This is a genomic window from Subtercola boreus (genome assembly GCF_003399645.1).
GTDB classification, from domain to species: Bacteria; Actinomycetota; Actinomycetes; order Actinomycetales; family Microbacteriaceae; genus Subtercola; species Subtercola boreus_A.
This window is the reverse complement of the sequence record NZ_NBXD01000024.1, coordinates 188,765-211,210: the sequence shown is the minus strand read 5'-3', so window position 1 is coordinate 211,210 and position 22,446 is coordinate 188,765. Positions and strand designations below refer to the sequence as shown.

The following is a 22,446-nucleotide window of genomic DNA, read 5'->3' as shown; positions in this document are numbered from 1 at the left end:
CTTTCCACAGGGGCGGAAACTTTTCTGGTGGAACGCTCGGCAGATTTTCAGCAGACTGGGCTGGTACCTGTAATGCGGCCCTTCATGGGTCGGCACGATCGCGCAAGGAGGCGAGAACCGTGAAGAACATTCTCGTCGTCTGCGGCGCCGGTGCATCGAGCACGTTCCTGGCCCATCGCATGCGTACCGCTGCCCGGGCACGTGGCTTCGAGGCGACGGTCAAGGCCGTCAGCCAACCCGCCCTGGACTCCCGGATGCCCGGCATCGACGTTCTGCTCGTCGGCCCGCATCTCGCGGCTGCGCTGGGCACGCTTCGAGAGGCCGCCGCACGGTACGACGTGCCCGTCGCGCTGCTGCCCGACACCGTCTTCGGGCAGGGCGGCGAGGACGACGCGCTCGACCTCGCCATCGGCACCATGCCCGACACCGACCTCGCCCAATTTCCCGCCCACCGCACCACGAAAGAGTTCTCATGACCGAACGCACCGCGACCATCGCCTCCTCGCACGGGCTGCACGCCCGCCCGGCCTCCCTCTTCACCCAGGCGGTCGCCAAGTCGGGTGTCAAGGTGAACCTCACAAAGGCAGAGGGCAAGCCGGTGAATGCCGCGAGCATCCTGGGCATCATCTCGCTCGGGATCCAGTCGGGCGACACCGTCACCCTCTCTGCCGAGGGCGACAACGCCGAGACCGTGCTCGACGAGCTCGCGGCAATGCTGGAGCGTGACCTCGATGCGGAGTGACGCGGTGCAGACAAGCGTGCAGACAGCCGCCACGACAAGCGAGCGGGTCACCGTGCTGACTGGCGCGGGCATCGGCCGCGGACTCGCCGTCGGCCCGGTGCTGCGGATGCCCGAGCCCTTGCCCGAGCCCGAGAGCACCCCGTCGCGCCTGACGCCGGCGGCCGAGCTCGAACGGGCCTCCGCAGCTCTCGGAGCGACCGCGGCAGACATCCGCGCCCGCGGTGAGCGCGCGGGCGGAGCGGCCCACGACGTTCTCGAGGCGCAGGCCTTCATGGCCGAAGACCCGACGCTCGCCGACGACGTCGAGGTGCGCGTCGGCGGCGGTCTCACCGCTGAGCGCGCCGTCTTCGAGGCGTTCGCCGGGTTCCGCGACCTGTTGGTGAGCATGGGCGGATACATGGCTGAGCGGGCAACCGACCTCAACGATGTCTCGCAGCGCGTGGTGGCACACCTGCAGGGCGTTGCTGCCCCGGGCATCCCCGACCCCGACTTCGCCTTCGTTCTGGTCGCGAGCGACCTCGCTCCCGCTGACACCGCCCTGCTCGACCTCGACAAGGTGCTCGCCCTGGTGACGAGCGAGGGTGGGCCGACCTCGCACACGGCGATCCTCGCCCGTGACAAAGCGATCGTCGCCGTGGTCGGCGCGGCCGGGTCCCTCCAGCTGAGCGACGGTGAGACCGTGATCGTCGATGCCTCGACCGGCACGGTCACGGCGTCGCCGAGCGAAGACGAGGTCTCCGCCGCCGAGGCCACCCTCGCCGAACGGAAGGCCCGCCCGGTGGCGCCCACGGGCGCCGGCCGCCTTGCTGACGGCACCCTCATCCCGCTGCTCGCGAACCTCGGCTCCGCGGATGCCGCGGCCGACGCTGTGGCGAAGGGCGCCGAGGGCGTCGGGCTGTTCCGCACCGAGTTCCTCTTCCTCGACGCAACCTCGGCACCGACCGTCGAGGCGCAGCAGGAGCAGTACACGAAGCTCCTGGCGGCCTTCGGCGGCAAGAAGGTCGTCGTCCGGGCGCTCGACGCCGGTGCCGACAAGCCGCTCAGCTTCCTCAACGACTCCGATGAAGAGAACCCCGCCCTCGGGCTCCGTGGCCTGCGGGCACTCCGGGCGAACGAGCAGGTGCTGCGCGACCAGCTCACGGCGCTCGCGAACGCCGCGGCCGTCACCGAGGCCGACCTCTGGGTGATGGCGCCGATGGTGTCGACGGTCGAAGAGACGCGGTACTTCACCTCTCTCGGCCGCGAGCTCGGGCTCAACACCCTCGGTGTGATGGTGGAGGTGCCTTCGGCCGCGCTTCTCGCCGACCGCATCCTCGCCGACGCCGACTTCGCCAGCATCGGAACCAACGACCTGACCCAGTACACGCTGGCAGCCGACCGACTTCTCGGTTCGGTCGCCGCGTTCCAGGATCCGTGGCATCCGGCCGTTCTGCGGCTCGTCGGGGAGGTCGGCCGTGCCGGCGTCGCCCTCGGCAAGCCGGTCGGAGTCTGCGGAGAGGCGGCAGCCGACCCCCTGCTCGCCGTCGTTCTCACCGGGCTCGGTGTGACATCCCTCTCGATGTCGCCGGCAGCACTCGCCGATGTTCGAGCTGAGCTCGCGCTCTACACGCTCGAACAGGCCCAGACGTTCGCTGGCCTCGCGCTGGCGGCCAACTCGGCCTTCGAGGCCCGCGCTGCGGTTCTCGAGGCCACCACTGCACCATCCGCACCATGAACACGCCCAGCACCCCACCCCGAAATACCCCCGCACACAAAGGAGACAGGCCATGACGACGACGTCACCCACCCAGACCGGCTCACCCGCCGGCACCCAGACGAAGGGGGGAGCCCGCGTCGCCGTCCAGCGATTCGGTACGTTCCTCTCCGGAATGGTGATGCCCAACATCGCCGCCTTCATCGCATGGGGCCTCATCACGGCCCTGTTCATCCAGACCGGATGGCTCGCCCAGTTCGGCATCCTGGTGCCGATCATCGGTGGCTTCCCGAGCGCCGACGGAACGGCTAACGTCGGCCTCGTCTCGCCGATGATCACCTACCTGCTGCCGCTGCTCATCGCGAACACCGGTGGACGGATGATCTACAACACCCGTGGCGGTGTCGTCGCCGTCATCGCGACCATGGGTGTCATCGTCGGCAGCCCGGTTCCGATGTTCATCGGCGCCATGATCATGGGCCCGCTCGCGGCCTACATCATGAAGCAGGTCGACAAGATCTGGGCGAACAAGATCAAGCCCGGATTCGAGATGCTCGTCGACAACTTCTCGGCAGGCATCCTGGGCGCGCTGCTCGCGATCGCCGGTTTCTTCCTCATCGCCCCGGTCATCACCGCCCTGAGCGCGGCTCTCGAGTCGGCCGTGAACTGGCTCGTCTCGCTCGGGCTGCTGCCGCTGGCGTCGATCCTGGTCGAGCCGGGCAAGGTGCTGTTCCTCAACAACGCGATCAACCACGGTGTGTTCACGCCGCTGGGTGTGCAGCAGGTGTCGGAGAGCGGCAAGAGCATCCTGTTCCTGATCGAGGCGAACCCCGGCCCCGGCGTGGGAATCCTGATCGCGTTCGCGATCTTCGGTGTGGGTCTGGCCAAGGCCAGCGCTCCCGGCGCCATCATCATCCAGTTCTTCGGTGGGATCCACGAGATCTACTTCCCGTACGTGCTGATGAAGCCGATGACCATCATCGCCGCGATCCTCGGTGGTATGACCGGTGTGTTCGTGAACGTGCTGTTCCAGACCGGGCTCCGTGCTCCGGCCTCGCCCGGCTCCATCATCGCCATCCTGATCCAGACGGCGCCCGACTCCTACGTGGGTGTCATCCTCTCGGTGATCGCCTCGGCCGCGGTCTCGTTCCTGGTGACCGCCGTCATCCTGCGGGCCACCCGCAAGCGCGACCTGGCTGCGGAGAACGCCGGTGACCTGAGCGCCGCCATCGCGCAGACCCAGGCCAACAAGGGCAAGCAGAGCTCGGTTCTCGGACACCTGCAGGCCGACGGTCTCGCCAACGAGGCAGGTGGCCTCGCCGACCTCCAGACACGGGACGGTGCCTCTGCCGAAGAGGTCTCACGCGCCCAGGAGGCGCAGGGCCTCGCCGCTGTGCACAACATCGTGTTCGCCTGCGACGCCGGAATGGGATCGAGCGCCATGGGTGCCTCTGTTCTTCGCAACAAGATCAAGAAGGCGGGCATCACTGACGTTACTGTGGTCAACAAGGCGATCTCGAACCTGACCGACGACATCGACCTGGTCATCACACACCAGGATCTGACGGCGCGGGCCAGGCAGCAGTCACCGAGCGCCGAGCACGTCTCGGTCGACAATTTCATGTCGAGCCCGAAATACGACGAGATCGTCGGACTGCTCGAGCGCCAGCACGCATCCGAAAAGGCGTAACCGAGAAGGTTCGCCGCGAACCGCAGAAAGAGCCAGGTGTCCCATGGGCGACGTACTGACACAGAATTCGATCAAGATCAACGGATCGGCCAGCACCAAGGAGGAGGCGATCGCTGAGGCGAACGAACTGCTGCTCGCGGCCGGAGCGGTGACGAACGACTATCTGGCGTCGATGCTCGAGCGGGAGACCTCGGTCTCCACCTACATGGGCAACTACCTGGCGATTCCGCACGGCACGAACGAGGGCAAAGACGCGATTCTCGCCTCTGCGCTCTCGTTCGTGCGGTACTCCAAGCCTATCGACTGGGACGGCCAGGAGGTTCGCTTCGTCGTCGGCATCGCCGGCAAGGAGGGCGGGCACCTCGACATCCTCTCGAAGATCGCGCTCATCTTCAGCGATGACGACGAGGTGCAGAAGCTGCTCAAGGCGCCGAGCGACGAGGCCGTCTACGCGCTCCTGTCCGAAGTGAACGAAGACTGATGAAGGCCGTTCACTTCGGAGCCGGGAACATCGGTCGCGGTTTCGTCGGACTCATCCTGCACAATGCCGGCTACGAGGTCGTGTTCGCCGACGTCAACGCCGAGCTGATCGATGCTCTCGCCGCAGCTTCCTCCTACGACGTGCACGAGGTGGGGCTCTCGCCCCGCACGTGGACGGTCGACAACTTCCGGGCCCTCAACAGTGCCTCCGACGAAGAGGGCGTCGTGGCGGAGATCGCTTCGGCCGACATCGTCACCACGGCCGTCGGTCCGAACATCCTGCGCTTCGTCGCCCCGTTGATCGGGCGGGCGCTGCTCGCCCGACCAGCAGGCCTGGCTCCGCTGCAGGTGATGGCGTGCGAGAACGCCATCAACGCGACGGATGCTCTGCGGGGCCACATCGAAACCGCGCTGGGTGACGACTTCACGGCCGCCTCCCACCGGGCGGTGTTCGCGAACACCGCGGTCGACCGCATCGTTCCCGGCCAGGCTCCGGATGCCGGGCTGAACGTCACCGTCGAGGACTTCTTCGAATGGGCGATCGAGAGCGGTCCGTTCGGCGAAGCGCTGCCGAGCATCCCCGAGGCCCACTTCGTGCCGGAACTGGCGCCCTATATCGAGCGCAAGCTCTTCACGGTGAACACCGGGCACGCGGCGACGGCCTATTTCGGTGCTGCCGAGGGCATCGCCCCGGTCGCCGAGGCCATCGCGGTGCCCGAGATCTTCGCGAAGGTCAAGGCCGTACTCGAAGAGACCAAAACGCTGCTGGTCGCCAAGCATGAGTTCGAGCCGGCCGTGCAGGAGGCCTATCTCGAGAAGAACCTGCAGCGTTTCGCCAACCCGTACCTTCCCGACACCGTCGACCGGGTGGGCCGTGCGCCGATGCGCAAGCTCAGCCGCCATGAGCGGTTCGTCGGGCCGGCGGCAGAACTCGCTGAGCGGGGCACCAGGCCCACGGCGCTGCTCGTCGCCATCCGCGCCGCACTCGTCTTCGACGTGCCCGCCGACCCGGAGTCCGTGCAGCTGCAGGAGATACTCGGCACTCGCTCTGCCGACGAAGCTGTGGTCGAGGTCACGGGCATCGAGCCCGGGCATCCCCTGTTCGACGACCTCGTGCAGGTCTTCGGGTCGGTGCAGTCAGAGGCGCAGTCCGCACGCTAGGGGCCGGGTAATATACACCCGTCCTTATGGTAGGCTCGATCTTTGGTGTCTGGCGCGCGCGTCGGCATGCAAACAATCACGCACGACCAGCAATCAATACTTCTACAGACAGTGAGTTATGGCCAAAAAAGACGGTGTCATCGAGATCGAGGGCGCAGTGGTCGAGGCTCTTCCCAACGCGATGTTTCGCGTCGAGTTGACCAACGGACACAGAGTTCTTGCCCACATTTCGGGCAAGATGCGACAGCACTACATCCGTATCCTCCCCGAGGACCGCGTGATCGTGGAACTCAGCCCGTACGACCTCACCCGTGGTCGTATCGTTTACCGGTACAAGTAAAGAGCGCTGGAAAGTAACGGCCCATCTTCTTCGATGGGTACGAAGACAGCGATAGGAAAAGAACAATGAAGGTCAACCCCAGCGTCAAGCCGATCTGCGAGCACTGCCGAGTCATTCGCCGCAACGGAAACGTCATGGTCATCTGCAAGTCGAACCCGCGCCACAAGCAGCGCCAGGGCTAGCCGAAGCGATCCACCCGTTTTATAGCAGAGCCAGAACCCGATTCATCGGGGGACACCCGCGGTTGGAGGCCGCGGCACCGGTTCTGCTACAGACCTCCACTCACAACAGGAGCATGCCACCATGGCACGTATTGCAGGAGTAGACATTCCGCGCGACAAGCGCGTGGAGGTCGCACTGACTTACATCTACGGCGTCGGCCGCACGAGGGCCCTCGCGACCCTCGCCGACACGGAGATCTCAGGTGACGTTCGCGTCAAGGATCTCACCGACGAGCAGCTGGTCGCCCTGCGCGACCACATCGAAGGCGCGTACAAGGTAGAGGGTGACCTCCGCCGCGAGGTCGCCGCCGACATCCGCCGCAAGGTCGAGATCGGCAGCTACCAGGGCATCCGTCACCGTCGTGGCCTTCCTGTTCACGGCCAGCGCACCAAGACCAACGCTCGTACCCGCAAGGGCCCGAAGCGCACCGTTGCCGGCAAGAAGAAGGCCCGATAGCGAGAACATCCTTCGGGATCTCGCATCGCCATAGACGTTTTTAGGAGAAAACAATGGCAGCACCAAAATCGGCCGCTCGTAAGCCGCGTCGTAAAGAGAAGAAGAACGTGCCGGTGGGCCAGGCCCACATCAAGTCCACGTTCAACAACACCATCGTGACCATCACCGACCCCTCGGGCGCCGTGCTGAGCTGGGCCTCGTCGGGCACCGTCGGCTTCAAGGGCTCGCGCAAGTCGACCCCCTTCGCCGCACAGCTGTCAGCCGAGTCGGCTGCCCGCCAGGCGCAGGAGCAGGGTGTCAAGAAGGTCGACGTCTTCGTCAAGGGACCGGGTTCGGGTCGCGAGACGGCGATCCGTTCGCTCCAGGCCGCCGGCCTCGAGGTCGGAACGATCAACGATGTCACCCCGCAGGCGCACAACGGATGCCGTCCGCCCAAGCGTCGCCGCGTATAACCATTCCTTTCCAGCCGACAGCGGCGTGATCCTTCGCGGATCACGCCGCTCAGGCCGTTCATCTTGACAATTCAATAACGTCGGGCTCGCCACCCGGTATGCAAACGCAAGTGTCATATAGCGGACACTTAGCCGAAAGGAATCAACAGTGCTTATTGCACAGCGTCCAACGCTCACCGAAGAGAACATCTCGGAGTTCCGCTCGCGGTTCGTCATCGAACCCCTGGAGCCCGGTTTCGGATACACCCTCGGTAACTCCCTCCGCCGTACCCTGCTCTCCTCGATCCCCGGGGCCGCCGTCACGAGCATCCGCCTCGACGGCGTGCTGCACGAGTTCAGCACGATTCCCGGTGTGAAAGAAGACGTCACCGAGATCATCCTGAACATCAAAGGCCTGGTCGTCTCGAGCGAGCACGACGAGCCCATCACCGCCTACCTGCGGAAGCACGCGTCGGGCCAGGTCACGGCCGCCGACATCTCGGCTCCGGCCGGTGTCGAGATCCACAACCCCGAGCTCGTCATCGCCACCCTGAACGACAAGGCGAAGTTCGAGCTCGAGCTCATCATCGAGCGTGGCCGTGGCTACGTGTCGTCCACCCAGAACCGCAGTGAGTTCAGCGAAGCGGGCCAGATTCCGATCGACTCGATCTACTCGCCCGTTCTGAAGGTCACCTACCGTGTCGAGGCGACCCGTGCCGGTGAGCGCACCGACTTCGACCGCCTCGTCGTCGATGTCGAGACCAAGCCCGCGATCACCCCGCGTGACGCGATCGCGTCGGCCGGTCGTACGCTGACCGAGCTCTTCGGCCTGGCTCGCGAACTGAACACTGCGGCCGAGGGTATCGAGATCGGCCCGGCTCCCGTCGACGCCGTTCTGAGCTCGGAGCTCGCCGTTCCGATCGAAGACCTCGATCTGTCGGTTCGTTCGTACAACTGCCTCAAGCGTGAGGGAATCAACACCGTCAGCGAGCTCGTCGCGCTGTCGGAGACCCAGCTCATGAACATTCGCAACTTCGGCCAGAAGTCAGTGGATGAAGTCAAAGACAAGCTCGTCGAGCTCGGTCTGTCGCTGAAGGACACGGTGCCCGGCTTCGACGGCGCCCACTTCTATGGCGGCTACGACGACGAGAACATCTAACCCCTAACTTCCTGGAGACTACGAAATGCCTACCCCCACTAAAGGGCCCCGCCTCGGCGGAGGGCCGGCGCACGAGCGCCTGATGCTCGCGAACCTGGCTGCCCAGCTGTTCACGCACAAGAGCATCAAGACCACCGAGACGAAGGCCAAGCGCCTCCGCCCGGTCGCCGAGCGCCTCATCACCTTCGCCAAGAAGGGTGACCTGCACGCCCGCCGCCGCGTTCTCGCGACGATCGGCGACAAGACCGTCGTGCACGAGCTCTTCACCGAGATCGCCCCCCTCGTCGCCGAGCGTGAGGGTGGCTACACCCGCATCACGAAGCTCGGCTTCCGCAAGGGCGACAACGCTTCGATGGTCCAGATCGAGCTCGTTCTCGAGCCCGTGACGCCGAGGGTGCGCTCGTCGCGGAGCAGCGCGGCTTCAGCGCCTGCTTCAGCGGTCGTCGCGGACGACGAGACCGTCGCTCCTGCTGACGAGACCGTCGCTCCTGCTGACGAGACCGATGTGCCCGCCGAGGAGACCGACGCGGTCGAGACCAGCGAGCCCGTTGCCGACGAGGAGCCCTCCGAGGCTGCTGCCGAGGTCGAAGAGGTCGCGGCCGAGAAGAGCGACACCAAGTAAGACAGCTTCACGAAGAACCCCGGCACCGACTTTCGGCGGCCGGGGTTCTTTTTTCGTGCAAAAACCAAGTTATACTCATGTTTGGTTGTCAGTGGGGTGGGTTCACGAAGATCTGGAGAGAAAATGAAGAAACGCAGTCTGTTCTCGGCGAGAATCGCCTCGGGGTTCGGCGAACCCGAGGTCAATCTCGATCACAAAGATGTCGCCCTGCTGAGAGAGCTGGCACGTGATTCGCGGCAGTCGCAGCGCGCTCTCAGTCGAAAGGTCGGCATGTCGCCACCCGCCGTCGCCGAGCGTCTGGCGCGGTTCGAGCGCACGGGAGTGGTCAAACAGTACTCCGTGGCGATCGACTGGTCGCGCCTCGGCCTCGGTGTCGTCGCCGTCGTGAACATCACCCTGAAACCCGACCAGGACCGCGGAGCGATCATCCACTGTCTGAGGCAGCTGCCCGAGCTCGAACAGCTCACCGTGGTGACGGGCCGGTACGACCTCACGGCTCGCTTTCGCATCAGCGACCAGCCGCACCTCCGCGACCTGATTCTCGACCGCGTGCCGGCCCTGCCGGGCATCCTGCGCACAGAGACGCTGCTCGGTCTTGGTACTGTCGACACCGACGACTTTGCGTCGAGAATGTTCGAGACGTACCCCGAGGGTGCCGAGCTGGGGGCAGTGCCCGCGATCTGAGAGACAGGGGCGGGCGTGGCCGGCGAGGGTGACAGGGTGCGGGTGCGTTTCGACCTCGCCTACGAGGGCACGGATTTCGCGGGCTGGGCGAAGCAACCGAACCTCCGCACCGTGCAGGGCGAGCTCGAGGCCGCGCTGGTCAGGCTGTACTCGGGCTTCGGCGTGCTGCCCTCGCTGGTGGTCGCCGGGCGAACGGATGCCGGCGTGCACGCCCTCGGCCAGGTGCTGCACCTCGACCTCACGCCCGAGCAGGCCTCCCGCATCGAGATCAGCCGTATCGCGCTGAGCGTGAACGGTGTGCTCGGCCGGCCGCACGACATCGTGGTACGTCAGACCGCCGTGGCCGACGCGGGGTTCGATGCCCGCTTCTCGGCGACGTGGCGGCGGTACGAGTACCGCATCGCCGACTCGCTGCCGGTGCGCAGCCCGCTCACCAAGCGCACGACCGCGTGGACCACGAAGGTGCTCGACCTCGACGCCATGCAGGAGGTCGCGAACGAACTTCTCGGCCTGCACGACTGGGCCTCCTTCTGCCGGCCCCGCCCCTTCGCGACGACCATCCGCACGCTGCAGGACTTCCGCTGGTCGCGCGACGACGAGGGAGTCGTGAAGGCGACCCTCCGCGCCGACGCGTTCTGCCACAGCATGGTGCGCGCTGTGGTCGGCGCCTCGGTCGCCGTCGGTGAAGGGCGCCTCAGCCTCGACGACGTCATCGGGCTCCGTGAGGCGCTCGAGCGCACCAGCGCGTTCAAGGTGATGCCCGCCCGCGGTCTCACGCTGATGGAGGTGGGGTATCCGGATGCAGCGGGGCTGGCCGCCCGCGCCGAGGAGACCCGAGCCCGCCGCTCCCGCGAGACCCTCGCCGAGCAGCGCTTGGCGCTCGGGGCCCTGTTCGACTCCGCACGCACCGGTCGGTGATGGTGCGCGAACGCACGGAGCACCATACTTGTCCCACGGGGATGCAGCGGCAGCTGCACGGGGGCGATGAGGGGCCTAGATGGCAAGTGCACTGCACCAGACGGCGCCCATCGAGGTGCGATGGGGCGCGGCCACCGACACGGGCAGGACGCGCGCGATCAATGAAGACGCGTTCCTCGCCGATGCTCCCGTCTTCGTCGTGGCAGACGGCATGGGCGGTCATGAAGCGGGCGAGGTCGCGAGCGCCATCGCGGTCAGCTGGTTCGAGGCATTCGTCGGCCTTCGGAGCGTCGACCCTGCGCAGGTGAGGGTCGCACTCGCGGAGGCGCAGCGTGAGATCAGCCAACTCGTGGCTACCACCGAACGCAGCGCCGGCACCACTCTCACCGGCGTGATGGTCACAGAGATAGAGTCGCGAGGGTACTGGCTGGTCGTCAACGTCGGTGATTCCCGTACCTATCGCCTGGCCCATGGCGCTCTGACGCAGATCAGTGTCGACCATTCGGTCATTCAGGAATTGCTCGAGGCGGGGGAATTGGATGCTCGCCTGGCATCGCAGCACCCGCAACGCAATGTGATCACTCGTGCGCTTGGAGCCGGCGACCCGGCCGACCCGGATTTCTGGTTGCTGCCCGCCGAATTGGGCGATCGCATTCTGGTCTGCTCTGACGGCCTGACGAATGAACTCGGCGACGATCGCATCCGATCGATACTCACCGACGAACCAGATCCGAACGCCGCTGCAGTGCGCCTTCTGCGGGAATCTCTCCTGCACGGAGGCCGTGATAACCTCACCGTTCTCGTCATCGACGCGGTTTCCGTCAGCGGTGACGACTCCGACTTCGCACGGGGATTCGACACGGTGCCGGTGACCTTCGCGCGGATGGACGCAGACGACACCATTCCCCGAACCCCCCGCTCTCGCACCGAACAGGAACACTGACATGACCGAAGTGCGCTACCAACCGGGCGGGTGGTTCGGACTCGTCTCGAACAGTGGCCTGGTTTTGCTGCCCGACCAGCTGAGCGAGGATCAACTGCTCGCTGTCTGGACCACCCTGGAGGAGGGCAGTGGCCTCGCGGGCATTCTCGACGCGCTGACGACGGCATTCGGCCTTCGTCTCAGCTCCGTTCCGTCGTTCGCGATCGCCATCTTCGACGATCGGGATCTGCGCATCGCAGTCAGAGGAGAGGTGTTCGTCGACATCGTTGAGCGGATCGACGGACAGGATGTCGCCTCCGAGCTCTCCGGCGAAGCTGTCACGACCTGGACCGAGAAGGCGGTGCGGTCGCCCGTCTCGGTGAGCGTGCGAATCGAACCGGAGCCGGGCCCGCTCAGCCCGACTCTTCCGATCTCACAGGGAGTGGTTCTCGCCTCGTGGATGACCGCGACCTTCTACGGGGCCCTCGACGACGGGCACAACGACTGGGACGACGAAGAGCGCACCGACGAGCCCGAGCACGACCGAACCGAAGACGACTACGACGGCGCTACCATGACCGCGGCCCAGCTGCGAGCGATGCAGCAACCTGTAGCTGATTCCCGCGCTGACGCCCTTCCGCCCGCGAGTACCGCTCGGATCGATGTCTCGACGGGCGAATCCTTCCGGCTCGACGGGCCAATCATCATCGGCCGTCGTCCTCAGGCCCTCCGCGTTGCCCCCGATGAGATTCCGAAGTTGGTGAGCGTGCCGAGCCCGGAACAGGACATCTCCCGAAGCCACCTCGAGATCCGTGTGGAGGGCGAGGAAGTGGTCGTCCGTGACCTCGACACGGTGAACGGCAGCGTCCTTCGCCGCCAAGGGAGCGCACCGTCGCAGCTCGAATCGGGAGGTTCGACACGCGTGCTGTCGAACGACGTGATCGACATCGGGGACGGCGTCTCCGTGACGTTCGTCGACCTGCCCTGATGGCGCGCCGGGAGTCCGTTCCGCCGATTATCGGCGGCTACACGTATGTCAAGACCCTGGGGGCGGGCGGCTTCGCCGATGTGTTCCTCTATGAGCAGGCCATGCCCCGACGCCGGGTCGCGGTCAAGGTGCTGCTCGAGGGGCTCGAGTCCGACCGAGAGCGACGCGCATTCGAGGCGGAGGCCAACCTGATGGCGCTCCTGTCGACCCATCCGTCGATCGTGACGATCTATGAGGCCGATATCGCGGCCGATGGTCGGCCCTACATCGCCATGGAATACTGTGGACGCCCCAGTCTCGACGCGCGGTTGCGGCAGGAGCGGATCAGCGTCGATGAGGCCCTAAGGATCGGCATCCGTGTCGCGGGGGCCGTGGAGACCGCGCATCGGGCGGGCATCCTGCACCGCGACATCAAGCCGGCCAACATTCTCGTCACCGACTACAACAATCCTGCCCTCACCGACTTCGGAATCGCCGGAACCCTTTTCGGCGACGACATCGACGAGTCGCAGGGAATGTCGATCCCCTGGTCGCCGCCGGAGGTCTTCGGGGCGGTGGTGCCGGCCAGCACGGCGATCGATGTCTACGCCCTCGGCGCGACGGTCTACAGCCTGCTGGCCGGGCGGTCCCCGTTCGAGGTCCCGGGCGGCCCGAACACTAGGGAAGACATCATGTCCCGCATCCAGTCGCAGGCGGCAACGGCGACCGGGCGACCCGATGTGCCCGCGTCGCTCGAGGCGGCCTTGGCTCGCTGCATGGTCAAGAACCCCTCTCTGCGCTTCGCTTCGGCCATCGCTTTCGCCCGCGCTCTGCAAGATGTGCAGGAGGAACTGAACAGTGTCGTGACCATGGCAGAGGTGCTCGAGGACAGCCGCGAGCGCGAATCGGCGGGTGGTGAGGACCTCGGCGACCACCTGCGGGTGACCGAGTTGGCCGGTGTTGATCTGACCCAGCGACGTGCGGCCATCCCGGCTCCCGTCGACGAAGCGCTGATGGATGTCGAGCGAACCGTGCTGCGCGTGCAAGAGCCGGTGCGGACCCCCGCCAAGGAGCCACGCCCGATCGCGCAGGTCGCCGATTCTGAGGTGCCGAGTGTCAGTCGGGAGACTGTCGTTCCAGACGTTGCCGCACCGCGACCTCGAGCCGACCGCCCCCAACCCCACCTCCACCGCCGAGGCCGTCGGGTCTCGCTCGGAGTGTGGGCCGTGCTGATGATCGCCGTCAGTGCTGGCGCGGTGGCCACTCTCGTGGCCGGTCGGGGTTCTTCAGCTTGGGCTTCGAGCAACGTTACGTCGTCGCCGGATACCGGGGGTGGCTCCGCCTCCAGCGCCTCCGTTCCCGAGGTCGTCGGCCTCGCGGGCACGCGCGGCTCGACAGGAGTCGTCTTCACCTGGGCCAACCCCAGCCCTGAGGAGGGGGATCGCTTTCTCTGGGAGGTGGTGACGCCGGGTGCCGAGGCCGATTTGACGATCACGACCGACTCGTCGGTGACCGTACCGGCCGATCCTGACGGCCAGACCTGTCTCGGCGTGCTTCTGGCACGAAAGGCCGGTGCTGCGTCGAATGGGACCGTCGTGTGCGTTCCGTGACGTGCCCCCCCACAGTCGGGGCTTGCGCCCGACAGCCGGGTGCTGGATAGTCGTGTCATCTGACGTGAATCAGCGGTCATCTGGGGGATGCGGGCAATGAGCGAATCTACGGCCGTCAGCCGAGCATCCCATGGCCTCTCCGAGCTGCGGATAACGGCGGGGGGAGAGACCCATGTCATTCCGAGCAACGTTCGGACCGTGATCGGTCGGGGAGTGGAATGCGACGTAGTGGTGCAGCACGATCTCGTCTCGCGGCGGCACGCCGTGGTCTCGTATGACGGGGTGTGGACGATCGCTGACAACGCGAGCACGAACGGCATGTACGCGGGCGGGCTGAGAACCGACTCCGAAAAGGTTCACACCCGCCTGGAGGTGCGTCTCGGTGACGCCACCGAGGGGCCGATGGTCGTGCTCGAGGCCGTGCACGTTCCGGCCCCCGAAGTGACGGCGACGCGGCACAACGACGATCTGGAGTTCACAGTCCTCAAGGGTTCCATGCCCCAGCCCTTCCGATCGACCCCGAAGCGCTTCGATGCTGTTGGCCCCGACTCGTCGGTCGTCACTATCGGCTCGGCCGCCGACAACGACATCCGACTCGACGACATTCTGGTCTCCCGGCACCATGCCCGGGCCTCCACCGCGCCCGGTGGCCTCATCGTCGACGACACCAACAGCCTCAACGGAACCTACCTGAATGGTCAGTTGATCTCGTCGGCGTATCTGAGTGAAGGCGATGTGCTCACCATCGGTCACACCGACCTGCTCTGCCGAGAAGGGCGCCTCGCTCTCCTTCGGGACGTCGAGCCGGACAGTGGCGGACTGCAGGTCTCCGGGCTCGGATATTCCATCACCGGAGGAAAGAAACTCCTTCACGACATCGATCTGACGGTGAAGCGAGGAACCTTGACTGCGGTGATCGGCCCGTCCGGCGCGGGCAAGTCGACGCTCTCCCGGGTGCTGACGGGGATTGCGCAGCCTTCCACCGGAACCGTCGAGTTCGATGATTTCGACGTGCACGCTTCCTATGAGTTGGTGCGGTCGCGCATCGGGCTGGTGCCGCAGGAAGACGTCATGCACCGGCAATTGAAGGTCAAACGCGCACTGGACTATTCGGCTCGCCTCCGGCTGCCCTCCGAGTCGACCGTCGCCGACAGACAGGGCCAGGTCGGCCATGTGATCGACCAACTCGGCTTGGCCGGTCACGAGTCAACACGTATCGACAAACTCTCCGGCGGCCAGCGCAAGCGGGCTTCGGTCGCCCTGGAGCTCTTGACGGAACCCTCGCTGCTAGTGCTGGACGAACCGACCTCAGGCCTGGATCCCGCGCTCGACCAGCAGGTCATGAAGACGCTTCGGTCGCTGGCCGACGGCGATCGGGCCGTCATTGTCATCACCCACTCGGTCGCCTATCTCGATCTCTGCGACCAGATCCTCGTGCTCGCCCCCGGTGGAATGCCGGCCTTCCTCGGTTCGCCGACCGACCTCACGGATTTCTTCGGCACGAACGACTGGGCGACGATCTTCGGTGGAGTCGCCTCCGATCCCGAGGGGTCGCACCGCCGTTATCGAACACGCTTCCCCAGCCAGCCGACCCCGAACGCTGCTCCCGCGTCTGAATCGCGCCTTCCGACGAGGAATGCTTCCCTCCCGCGTTGGTCGACACAGTTCGTGACACTTGCCCGGCGACAAGTGGATGTGATGGTCTCTGATGTCGGTTACATCAGTTTTCTCGCTGCCCTCCCCATTGCGCTTGGACTCCTGGCCCTGGTGGTTCCGGGTCATGCCGGGTTCACCATGCCCGACCCCACGGATTCGAACACCGCGGGGGAGCCGGCTCAGCTGCTCGCTCTGCTGACCGTCGGAGCAAGCTTCATGGGCGCATCCATGTCAATCAGGGATCTTGTCGGAGAACGCCCTATTTATCTCCGTGAACGGGCCGTCGGCCTCTCTGTGTCTGCCTACCTGGCCTCGAAGATCGCTGTTTTCGGGCTGTTCGCCTGGCTGTCGTCGGCATTGCTGGTCTCGATCGTGTTCCTCGGCAAGACGCCGCCGGAGAGCAGCGTTCTGTTCCCGGATGCGCGCATCGAACTGTTCGTTGCGATGGGAGCGACGGCGACGACCTCCATGGTGCTCGGCTTGTTGGTGTCGTCGCTCGTCCGTTCGAGCGAACAGGCCATGCCCGTGCTGATCATCCTGCTCATGGCTCAACTGGTGCTGCATGGCGGAATCGTTCCGGTCACCGGCAGAGCGGTGCTGGACCAGCTGTCGTGGCTCATGCCCGCGCGCTGGGGGTACGCAGCGGCCGCCTCGGGAATCGATCTGACGGCGCTCGTTCCGAGTATCGACGACGATGTACTCTGGCAGCACGATGTCGGGACGTGGGTGCTCGCGCTCTGCGTGCTGATGGCATTCTCCATCGTCGCTGCGAGCATCGCCCTGGTTCGCCTCGGCCGAAGCGCACAGGTCGGACGATGAGCGACTCGACCGTGAGGGCTCGGGTGAGCCTGGCGATCGTGGCTGCTCTGCTCGCCGTCGTCTCGGTCATAGCGCTGGTGACAGCCGACTTTCGACCTCCCGCCTCGGTGATCGGCTGGGCGATCGCTGGGCCCATCGCTGTCTCGTTGCTGGCCATCTACGCCGTCGGGGATGCCCGAGCCCGCCTGGCGCCCGAGTACGTCGCTCGTGCCTCGGCGACCTGGGTATACCGGGCCGCGCTTGTCGTGACATCCATCGCCATCGTCATCGACGCCCTTTCTGTAGGAGTGTGGCTGGGGCGACTCTGAAATCGCAGCCCGCCGCTGCTACTGGTCGGGTGCGGGAACGATCGGCAGGGCTTTGCTCGACTTGGGCACCGGTGTGTACCCGTCCAAGAAGGCCGTGACGGTGAGAGTGATCTTCTTGCCGACATCGGTCGGAATGACGGTGTAGGTCGGCTGCGATCCCTCCTGCACGGCCACTCCGCCGGAGAACCATTTATAGCTGAAGGAGGAGGGCTCCGGGCTCCATCCGTCGGTGACCGCGGTGAGCGTTGCTCCCACCAGGGCGGTCCCCATGATCGAGGGGCTCGGGGTCGCTGAGAACGTCGCGCTCAGCACATCGGCCGTCGGTAGGCTGGACTGCGGGAGGTCTTCGTAGTTGTCTTTGGAGCCGGTGACCGCGACGGTGACTTTCTTTCCGATATCGGATCCGGTGAGCGTATACGTGGACGAATCGGCGCCGTCGATCGGCGCACCCTCGGAGAACCAGCGGTAGTCGAAGTGCTCAGGCTCGGGAGACCAGGTGCCGGGAACCGCGGTCAGGGTCGAGGCGGCAATCGGGTCGCCCAGAATGAGGGGATTCGTCGAGCTCGAGAACGTCTGGAGAGGAGCGAGGAACGAGAGGGGATTGGAGTCTCCGGCCCGGTCGAGCACTATGCCGCCCGCCACGGAGACCAGCGACAGTGTCGTTGCGAGGATGACCAGTCGTTCGACGCGGCTGAACCACGGCTGCCTGACCTTCTGCACGATACGTCGCCCCCCGGAGCCGTCGGTGCATCCGTAGCCAGATGCACTCTGGAAATATTGTACGGTCAGCCGGCCGGCGCATTCGTCGCCGGGAAGCTCTTGAACGCCGCAAAGTAGCGGTCACCCATTGCGCGGGCACCGGCGGCGCTGTAGTGGAGCGCGTCATCCTGGTTCTCACCCGGGACACCCGGCACGTAACGAACAGAGCTTCGGAGCTCCGGCATCGATTCAAGAGCATCGGCGATCGACTGGCGGTCGGAGGCCCGCTGCACCCATTCGGGAACCATTCCGCCGATGAGGAACGGCACAGCACCGTATCGCTGCTGCACACCGTCGACGATGCTGAGCAGCCGGGATTGGTAGATCGCGCCGGTGGTGAGGCCGGCATCGGACTCGCCCTGTGCCCAGATGACCGCCACCAGTCGGTTCCCCGGGTTCAGCGCGAGAGCGCGATCGATCTGCGACAGGGCGTTGGTGTAGAGGTTCACGGCGGCCGTGGTATCGGCCGGATTCCACGAGTACGCCGCATCGCCCGTCAGCGAGGTGCTGCCCTGCGCAGCGGGAACGAGCAGAACGTGCCGGTCAGAGGGTTCTGCACCGAGAAGGTCCCTGCCGAACTGCATGCCCGGTCCGACCCGCGCCGCGCCGGTGGGCGACAGCCACTGGCTGACGTGGAACAGCGAGTCCACGGCCGGGATGATTGACTGCGCCTCGGGCCCGCTATCGGCGAATTGGTCGAGGCCTTCCCTGCCGGCGTCGAGAACAGGATCGCTGGGGTAGCCCGCACCCTGCGCGTTCGACTGACCGAGGATGGCGACGACGTCATAGCCCGATTGCGGACCGGTAGTGGGGCTCGGTGAAAGCACATGCGTCTGAACAGGATCAGCCTGCATCGAGGTGGAGGGCGGCCGGAGTCCACTCGGCTGGCCGGTCTGCGACGAGGCGAACACGCCGATGATCGCGGCGGAGACGGCCGCGATGGTCAGCGCGGCAACAAGCACGAACGTGCGGCGCGGTCGTGCAGGCTTCATCGCCGTCCTCCTCCGCACCGAGACGCGCTTGACAGTTGGCGTCACGCCCGACTCTAGGCTAAGCTCGACCCTTGGTGTGCAGCATTCCCTTGTGCCACCCGAAGTTGAGCCCTCCACCGGTGCGTTCCTCGCGGTTCTCGCAGTGCAACAGCCACGGAGTGGGATTCACGAACACCTCATTTCGATCAGAAAGCACTATCACTGTGACTCGTACCTATTCCCCGAAAGTCAGCGAACTCGTTCGCAACTGGGTCATCATCGATGCGACCGACGTCGTGCTGGGTCGTCTGGCCAGCCACGCCGCGATCATCCTTCGTGGCAAGAACAAGCCGACCTTCAGCCCGCACCTCGACGGCGGTGACTTCGTTGTCATCATCAACGCCGACAAGGTCGTGCTGACCGGCTCGAAGGCAGCCCAGAAGATCGCCTACCGCCACTCCGGCTACCCGGGCGGCCTGTCGTCGATGAACTACACCCAGCTGCTCGAGACCAACCCGACCCGCGCCGTCGAGAAGGCGATCCGCGGCATGCTGCCGAAGAACTCCCTCGGCCGCGCCCAGCTGACCAAGCTGAAGGTGTACACGGGCTCTGAGCACCCTCACGCCGCGCAGCAGCCCGTTCCCTACATTTTCGACCAGGTCGCGCAGTAGCGCCCGCCGGTCACCAGACTTCATAAAAAAGGACCAGTAAAAGTGGCGAAGATCGCAGACCAGATTGACGTAGCTCCCGAGAGCTACTCGACCGAGACCCCGACCGAAGAGACCCCGAAGGCTGCTCGCCCCGTGCTGAGCGTCGGCGGTGCGGCCGTCGGCCGTCGCAAGCAGGCCATCGCCCGCGTGCGCCTCACGCCGGGAGCCGGCACCATCGTCGTGAACGGCCGGGAGTTCGAGAACTTCTTTCCGAACAAGTTGCACCAGCAGCTGATCAACGACCCGTTCAAGCTGCTCGACCTGCTCGGCAGCTACGACGTCATCGCGAAGATCTCGGGCGGCGGCCCCTCGGGCCAGGCCGGCGCACTGCGCCTCGGCATCGCTCGTGCCCTGAACGAGATCGACGAGGAGAACAACCGCGCGACCCTGAAGAAGGCCGGCTTCCTGAGCCGCGACGCGCGCGTCAAGGAGCGCAAGAAGGCCGGTCTCAAGAAGGCCCGTAAGGCTCCTCAGTTCTCCAAGCGCTAGACGCCCCGCGCGTTCTGGCTTCAGTGCTGGCTTTCTAGATGCCCCGCCTCTTCGGCACCGACGGTGTGCGTGGGCTCGCGAACAGAGATGTGACCGCAGATCTGGCTCTTCGCGTGGCCCAGGCCGCCGCGGTGGTCCTCGGTGCCCAGGCTCGCGCAGCCGGTCGACGACCCGTCGCGGTTCTCGCACGAGACCCGCGTACCTCCGGTGATTTCATCGCCGCAGCGGTCGCGGCCGGCTTTGCCAGTTCGGGCGTCGACGTCTTCGATGCGGGCGTCATCCCGACGCCCGCTGCCGCGTACCTCGTGGCCGACCTGGGTGCCGATTTCGGCTGCATGATCTCGGCCTCGCACAACCCCGCTCCCGACAACGGCATCAAGTTCTTCGCCCGCGGCGGCAAGAAGCTGGACGACGAGATCGAGGAGGCCATCGAGGCCGCCCTCGGCGAGCCGTTCCTGGTGCCGCTCGGTGGTAACGTCGGGCGCATCCGGCGCTTCGCCGACGCCGAGGACCGCTATGTCGTGCATCTGCTCGGTACGCTTCCGCACCGGCTCGACGGCATCCACGTGGTGCTCGACTGCGCCCACGGCGCCGCCGCCGGCGTGTCTCCGGATGTCTTCACCGACGCGGGCGCACGCGTCACGGTGATGGGCAATGACCCCAACGGCGAGAACATCAACGACGGCGTGGGGTCGACCCACCTCGAGGGCCTTGCTGCCGCCGTCGTCGCCCATGGTGCCGACCTCGGCATCGCCCACGATGGCGACGCCGACCGTTGCCTGGCAGTCGACGCGAACGGAACCATCGTCGACGGCGACCAGATCATGGCCATCCTCGCGACCGCGCTGAATGCTCGGGGCGCGCTCGTCGAGAGCACCCTCGTCGCCACGGTGATGAGCAACCTCGGTCTTCGGAAGGCCATGGCCGAGCAGGGCATCCGGATGCTCGAGACCAAGGTCGGCGACCGGTACGTGCTCGAGGCGATCAATGCCAAGGGGTACAACCTCGGCGGCGAGCAGTCCGGCCACATCATCTTCGGCGACTACGCCACCACCGGTGACGGCATCCTCACCGGGTTGCAGCTGGCCAGTCACATGGCCGGTACGGGCATGACGCTCGCCGAGCTGGCGAGCGTCATGACGGTGTACCCGCAGACGCTCATCAATGTCTCCGGCGTCGACCGCGAACGCTCCAGCACCGACGAGGTGCTCAATGCCGCCGTGACCGCAGCGGGTGTCGAGCTGGGGGAGACCGGGCGGGTGCTCCTCCGGGCATCCGGAACCGAACCGCTCGTTCGCGTGATGGTCGAGGCCGCCGACCAGGGCACCGCCGACCGCGTCGCCGGCCACCTCGCCGACGTCGTGCGGCAACGCCTCGCCCTCTAGCCGCGTCCTTTAGCCGCACCGCGCTCTAGCCGCGCCCCCTAGCCGCGACTCTACCCGAGCCCTCTCGTCTCGCCACCCTCGCGTCGCGCTCTGCGCGGCTTGTCGTGAGACAGTTCGGGACATGTGAGGCGCGCGTGCCGGTCTCGATAGTCCGGAAGTGTCTCACACGCAGGTGGGTGGGGCGAGCCGGGGCGGGCGGGGGCGGAGCTGGCGGGGCTGCGGGGGCTGCAGGGGCGGGGCTGATGGGGCTGGCGGGGCTGCGGGGGCGGGCGGCGTCAGAGTTTGCGTACGAGTACGCGGTCGACCGCGTGGTTCGCGCCCTTGCGCAGCACGAGGGTCGCCCGCGAACGGGTGGGCAGCACGTTCTGCTCGAGGTTCGGCTGGTTGATGGATGCCCAGATCGAGTGGGCGGTGCGCCTCGCCTCGTCTTCGGTGAGGCTCGAATAGCGGTGGAAGTAGGAGCTCGGGTTCGCGAAGGCCCCGCGCTGCAGGGCGAGGAAGCGCTCTTCGTACCAGTGTGCGATGTCGGAGGTTCGGGCATCCACGTAGATCGTGAAGTCGAAGAGGTCGCTGACGGCGAGGCGGTGACTGGGCGACGGTGGCTGCAACACGTTCAGGCCCTCGACGATGAGGATGTCGGGCTGGCGCACCACGATCTGCGCGTTCGGCACGATGTCGTAGCTGAGGTGTGAGTAGAAGGGTGCGCGCACCTCTTCGGCCCCGCTCTTCACCGCGCTGACGAAACGAAGCAGCGCGCGGCGGTCGTAGCTCTCGGGAAAACCCTTACGGTCCATGATGCCGAGGCGGTTGAGCTCATGATTCGGCAGTAGGAAGCCGTCGGTGGTGACGAGTTCGACGCGCGGCGTGTCGTCCCACCGGGCGAGCAGCTCGCGCAGCAGCCGGGCGATGGTCGACTTGCCCACCGCGACGGAGCCGGCCACGCCGATCACGAACGGGGTTCGGCGCGCCCTCTCGCCGAGGAACTCGGCTGTCGAGCGGTGCAGCCCCTGCCGGGCGGCGGCATACAGGTTGAGCAGCCGGCTGAGCGGGAGATAGACCTCGCTGACCTCCGTCATGTCGAGCGGCTCGCCGAGGCCGCGCAATTGCACGATCTCGGTTTCGAGCAGCGGATGCGGTGTGCCGGGAGCCAGAGCGGCCCAGTCGGCCCGGTCGATCTCGACATAGGGGGTCGTGTGACTCAGGGCTGGAGCCGACCGTGAATCAACCATAGGCATCCATTGTGCCTCAACTG

At 66.0% G+C, this 22,446-nt stretch carries 25 protein-coding genes; 22 read left to right on the top strand and 3 right to left on the bottom strand.

Going from position 1 to position 22,446, the window contains the following annotated elements:
* The first annotated feature begins 119 nt into the window (after nt 1-119).
* The 19 genes from B7R24_RS12435 to B7R24_RS12345 all read left to right on the top strand — a co-directional run bounded on the left by B7R24_RS12435 (nt 120) and on the right by B7R24_RS12345 (nt 16,880).
* Nucleotides 120-476 (top strand): PTS sugar transporter subunit IIB, encoded by a 357-nt coding sequence (locus tag B7R24_RS12435; protein WP_116419284.1) that lies wholly within the window; start codon nt 120-122, stop codon nt 474-476.
* Nucleotides 473-742, top strand: a complete 270-nt coding sequence (locus tag B7R24_RS12430; protein WP_116419283.1) for an HPr family phosphocarrier protein — start codon at nt 473-475, stop codon at nt 740-742. Before B7R24_RS12435 ends, B7R24_RS12430 begins: the two co-directional genes overlap by 4 nt.
* A 106-nt stretch (nt 743-848) precedes the next feature.
* A complete protein-coding gene (gene ptsP, locus B7R24_RS12425) occupies nt 849-2,456 on the top strand; it encodes a phosphoenolpyruvate--protein phosphotransferase (RefSeq protein ID WP_253259455.1) in 1,608 nt (535 codons plus the stop codon).
* A gap of 52 nt (nt 2,457-2,508) precedes the next feature.
* Nucleotides 2,509-4,125 carry a PTS mannitol transporter subunit IICB gene (locus B7R24_RS12420; protein ID WP_116419281.1) on the top strand — a complete coding sequence of 539 codons (1,617 nt, stop codon included), beginning with the start codon at nt 2,509-2,511 and terminating at the stop codon, nt 4,123-4,125.
* Between the two features lie 43 nt (nt 4,126-4,168).
* Entirely contained in the window at nt 4,169-4,606 is a 438-nt protein-coding gene (locus B7R24_RS12415; RefSeq protein WP_116419280.1) for a PTS sugar transporter subunit IIA, read from the top strand.
* The gene (locus B7R24_RS12410; RefSeq protein ID WP_116419279.1) at nt 4,606-5,766 is read left to right on the top strand and encodes a mannitol-1-phosphate 5-dehydrogenase; all 1,161 of its coding nucleotides are present in this window, start codon (nt 4,606-4,608) and stop codon (nt 5,764-5,766) included. The genes B7R24_RS12415 and B7R24_RS12410 overlap by 1 nt, the downstream gene beginning before the upstream one ends.
* A 118-nt stretch (nt 5,767-5,884) precedes the next feature.
* A complete protein-coding gene (gene infA, locus B7R24_RS12405; RefSeq protein WP_055811571.1) occupies nt 5,885-6,106 on the top strand; it encodes a translation initiation factor IF-1 in 222 nt (73 codons plus the stop codon).
* A gap of 65 nt (nt 6,107-6,171) precedes the next feature.
* A complete protein-coding gene (gene rpmJ, locus B7R24_RS12400) occupies nt 6,172-6,288 on the top strand; it encodes a 50S ribosomal protein L36 (protein WP_104242511.1) in 117 nt (38 codons plus the stop codon).
* A 121-nt stretch (nt 6,289-6,409) separates the two neighbouring features.
* Nucleotides 6,410-6,784, top strand: coding sequence for a 30S ribosomal protein S13 (gene rpsM / locus B7R24_RS12395; protein ID WP_116419278.1), 375 nt, complete (start codon nt 6,410-6,412; stop codon nt 6,782-6,784).
* A gap of 53 nt (nt 6,785-6,837) precedes the next feature.
* Nucleotides 6,838-7,236 carry a 30S ribosomal protein S11 gene (gene rpsK, locus B7R24_RS12390; protein ID WP_116419277.1) on the top strand — a complete coding sequence of 133 codons (399 nt, stop codon included), beginning with the start codon at nt 6,838-6,840 and terminating at the stop codon, nt 7,234-7,236.
* A gap of 148 nt (nt 7,237-7,384) precedes the next feature.
* Nucleotides 7,385-8,374 carry a DNA-directed RNA polymerase subunit alpha gene (locus B7R24_RS12385; protein ID WP_116283869.1) on the top strand — a complete coding sequence of 330 codons (990 nt, stop codon included), beginning with the start codon at nt 7,385-7,387 and terminating at the stop codon, nt 8,372-8,374.
* 25 nt (nt 8,375-8,399) lie between these two features.
* Entirely contained in the window at nt 8,400-8,996 is a 597-nt protein-coding gene (gene rplQ / locus B7R24_RS12380; protein WP_116419276.1) for a 50S ribosomal protein L17, read from the top strand.
* A gap of 123 nt (nt 8,997-9,119) precedes the next feature.
* Nucleotides 9,120-9,680 carry an Lrp/AsnC family transcriptional regulator gene (locus tag B7R24_RS12375; protein WP_116419275.1) on the top strand — a complete coding sequence of 187 codons (561 nt, stop codon included), beginning with the start codon at nt 9,120-9,122 and terminating at the stop codon, nt 9,678-9,680.
* Between the two features lie 15 nt (nt 9,681-9,695).
* On the top strand, nt 9,696-10,598 hold the full coding sequence (gene truA, locus B7R24_RS12370; RefSeq protein ID WP_116419274.1) for a tRNA pseudouridine(38-40) synthase TruA: 903 nt from the start codon (nt 9,696-9,698) through the stop codon (nt 10,596-10,598).
* A 79-nt stretch (nt 10,599-10,677) separates the two neighbouring features.
* Nucleotides 10,678-11,541, top strand: coding sequence for a PP2C family protein-serine/threonine phosphatase (locus B7R24_RS12365; protein WP_116419273.1), 864 nt, complete (start codon nt 10,678-10,680; stop codon nt 11,539-11,541).
* A 1-nt stretch (nt 11,542) separates the two neighbouring features.
* Nucleotides 11,543-12,508 carry an FHA domain-containing protein gene (locus B7R24_RS12360; RefSeq protein ID WP_116419272.1) on the top strand — a complete coding sequence of 322 codons (966 nt, stop codon included), beginning with the start codon at nt 11,543-11,545 and terminating at the stop codon, nt 12,506-12,508.
* Nucleotides 12,508-14,097, top strand: a complete 1,590-nt coding sequence (locus B7R24_RS17835) for a serine/threonine-protein kinase (RefSeq protein WP_216363680.1) — start codon at nt 12,508-12,510, stop codon at nt 14,095-14,097. The genes B7R24_RS12360 and B7R24_RS17835 overlap by 1 nt, the downstream gene beginning before the upstream one ends.
* A 96-nt stretch (nt 14,098-14,193) precedes the next feature.
* The gene (locus B7R24_RS12350; protein WP_172582807.1) at nt 14,194-16,572 is read left to right on the top strand and encodes an ATP-binding cassette domain-containing protein; all 2,379 of its coding nucleotides are present in this window, start codon (nt 14,194-14,196) and stop codon (nt 16,570-16,572) included.
* On the top strand, nt 16,569-16,880 hold the full coding sequence (locus B7R24_RS12345; protein ID WP_116419270.1) for a hypothetical protein: 312 nt from the start codon (nt 16,569-16,571) through the stop codon (nt 16,878-16,880). Before B7R24_RS12350 ends, B7R24_RS12345 begins: the two co-directional genes overlap by 4 nt.
* Nucleotides 16,881-16,898: 18 nt before the next feature.
* Here the strand turns inward: B7R24_RS12345 and B7R24_RS12340 are convergent, their stop codons facing one another.
* Entirely contained in the window at nt 16,899-17,600 is a 702-nt protein-coding gene (locus B7R24_RS12340; protein ID WP_116419269.1) for a hypothetical protein, read from the bottom strand.
* A gap of 65 nt (nt 17,601-17,665) precedes the next feature.
* Nucleotides 17,666-18,631: a sialate O-acetylesterase gene (locus B7R24_RS12335; protein ID WP_116419268.1), complete on the bottom strand. Its 966-nt coding sequence runs from the start codon at nt 18,629-18,631 to the stop codon at nt 17,666-17,668.
* A 203-nt stretch (nt 18,632-18,834) separates the two neighbouring features.
* On the opposite strand from B7R24_RS12335, the gene rplM reads away from it, so the two are divergent.
* The 3 genes from rplM to glmM are packed head-to-tail and all read left to right on the top strand — an operon-like array spanning nt 18,835 to nt 21,194.
* Nucleotides 18,835-19,281 carry a 50S ribosomal protein L13 gene (rplM, locus tag B7R24_RS12330; RefSeq protein ID WP_116419267.1) on the top strand — a complete coding sequence of 149 codons (447 nt, stop codon included), beginning with the start codon at nt 18,835-18,837 and terminating at the stop codon, nt 19,279-19,281.
* Between the two features lie 42 nt (nt 19,282-19,323).
* The gene (rpsI, locus tag B7R24_RS12325) at nt 19,324-19,809 is read left to right on the top strand and encodes a 30S ribosomal protein S9 (RefSeq protein ID WP_116419266.1); all 486 of its coding nucleotides are present in this window, start codon (nt 19,324-19,326) and stop codon (nt 19,807-19,809) included.
* A 38-nt stretch (nt 19,810-19,847) separates the two neighbouring features.
* The gene (gene glmM / locus B7R24_RS12320; protein ID WP_116419265.1) at nt 19,848-21,194 is read left to right on the top strand and encodes a phosphoglucosamine mutase; all 1,347 of its coding nucleotides are present in this window, start codon (nt 19,848-19,850) and stop codon (nt 21,192-21,194) included.
* A gap of 275 nt (nt 21,195-21,469) precedes the next feature.
* On the opposite strand, the gene coaA is transcribed toward glmM, so the two are convergent.
* Complete coding sequence (gene coaA / locus B7R24_RS12315) at nt 21,470-22,423, bottom strand: type I pantothenate kinase (RefSeq protein WP_437123531.1); 954 nt, start codon at nt 22,421-22,423, stop codon at nt 21,470-21,472.
* Nucleotides 22,424-22,446 lie beyond the last annotated feature (23 nt).

What these genes read in the sequence shown, in the direction of transcription:
- B7R24_RS12410 (WP_116419279.1), top strand. Translation starts at nt 4,606, where the DNA reads ATGAAGGCCGTTCACTTCGGAGCCGGGAACATCGGTCGCGGTTTCGTC.
- rpsK (WP_116419277.1), top strand. Translation starts at nt 6,838, where the DNA reads ATGGCAGCACCAAAATCGGCCGCTCGTAAGCCGCGTCGTAAAGAGAAG.
- B7R24_RS12415 (WP_116419280.1), top strand. Translation starts at nt 4,169, where the DNA reads ATGGGCGACGTACTGACACAGAATTCGATCAAGATCAACGGATCGGCC.
- B7R24_RS12335 (WP_116419268.1), bottom strand. Translation starts at nt 18,631, where the DNA reads ATGAAGCCTGCACGACCGCGCCGCACGTTCGTGCTTGTTGCCGCGCTG.
- B7R24_RS12350 (WP_172582807.1), top strand. Translation starts at nt 14,194, where the DNA reads ATGAGCGAATCTACGGCCGTCAGCCGAGCATCCCATGGCCTCTCCGAG.
- B7R24_RS12375 (WP_116419275.1), top strand. Translation starts at nt 9,120, where the DNA reads ATGAAGAAACGCAGTCTGTTCTCGGCGAGAATCGCCTCGGGGTTCGGC.
- B7R24_RS12365 (WP_116419273.1), top strand. Translation starts at nt 10,678, where the DNA reads ATGGCAAGTGCACTGCACCAGACGGCGCCCATCGAGGTGCGATGGGGC.
- coaA (WP_437123531.1), bottom strand. Translation starts at nt 22,423, where the DNA reads ATGGTTGATTCACGGTCGGCTCCAGCCCTGAGTCACACGACCCCCTAT.
- B7R24_RS12360 (WP_116419272.1), top strand. Translation starts at nt 11,543, where the DNA reads ATGACCGAAGTGCGCTACCAACCGGGCGGGTGGTTCGGACTCGTCTCG.
- rplQ (WP_116419276.1), top strand. Translation starts at nt 8,400, where the DNA reads ATGCCTACCCCCACTAAAGGGCCCCGCCTCGGCGGAGGGCCGGCGCAC.
- B7R24_RS12345 (WP_116419270.1), top strand. Translation starts at nt 16,569, where the DNA reads ATGAGCGACTCGACCGTGAGGGCTCGGGTGAGCCTGGCGATCGTGGCT.
- rpmJ (WP_104242511.1), top strand. Translation starts at nt 6,172, where the DNA reads ATGAAGGTCAACCCCAGCGTCAAGCCGATCTGCGAGCACTGCCGAGTC.
- B7R24_RS12430 (WP_116419283.1), top strand. Translation starts at nt 473, where the DNA reads ATGACCGAACGCACCGCGACCATCGCCTCCTCGCACGGGCTGCACGCC.
- rpsM (WP_116419278.1), top strand. Translation starts at nt 6,410, where the DNA reads ATGGCACGTATTGCAGGAGTAGACATTCCGCGCGACAAGCGCGTGGAG.
- glmM (WP_116419265.1), top strand. Translation starts at nt 19,848, where the DNA reads ATGCCCCGCCTCTTCGGCACCGACGGTGTGCGTGGGCTCGCGAACAGA.
- B7R24_RS17835 (WP_216363680.1), top strand. Translation starts at nt 12,508, where the DNA reads ATGGCGCGCCGGGAGTCCGTTCCGCCGATTATCGGCGGCTACACGTAT.
- ptsP (WP_253259455.1), top strand. Translation starts at nt 849, where the DNA reads ATGCCCGAGCCCTTGCCCGAGCCCGAGAGCACCCCGTCGCGCCTGACG.
- B7R24_RS12420 (WP_116419281.1), top strand. Translation starts at nt 2,509, where the DNA reads ATGACGACGACGTCACCCACCCAGACCGGCTCACCCGCCGGCACCCAG.
- infA (WP_055811571.1), top strand. Translation starts at nt 5,885, where the DNA reads ATGGCCAAAAAAGACGGTGTCATCGAGATCGAGGGCGCAGTGGTCGAG.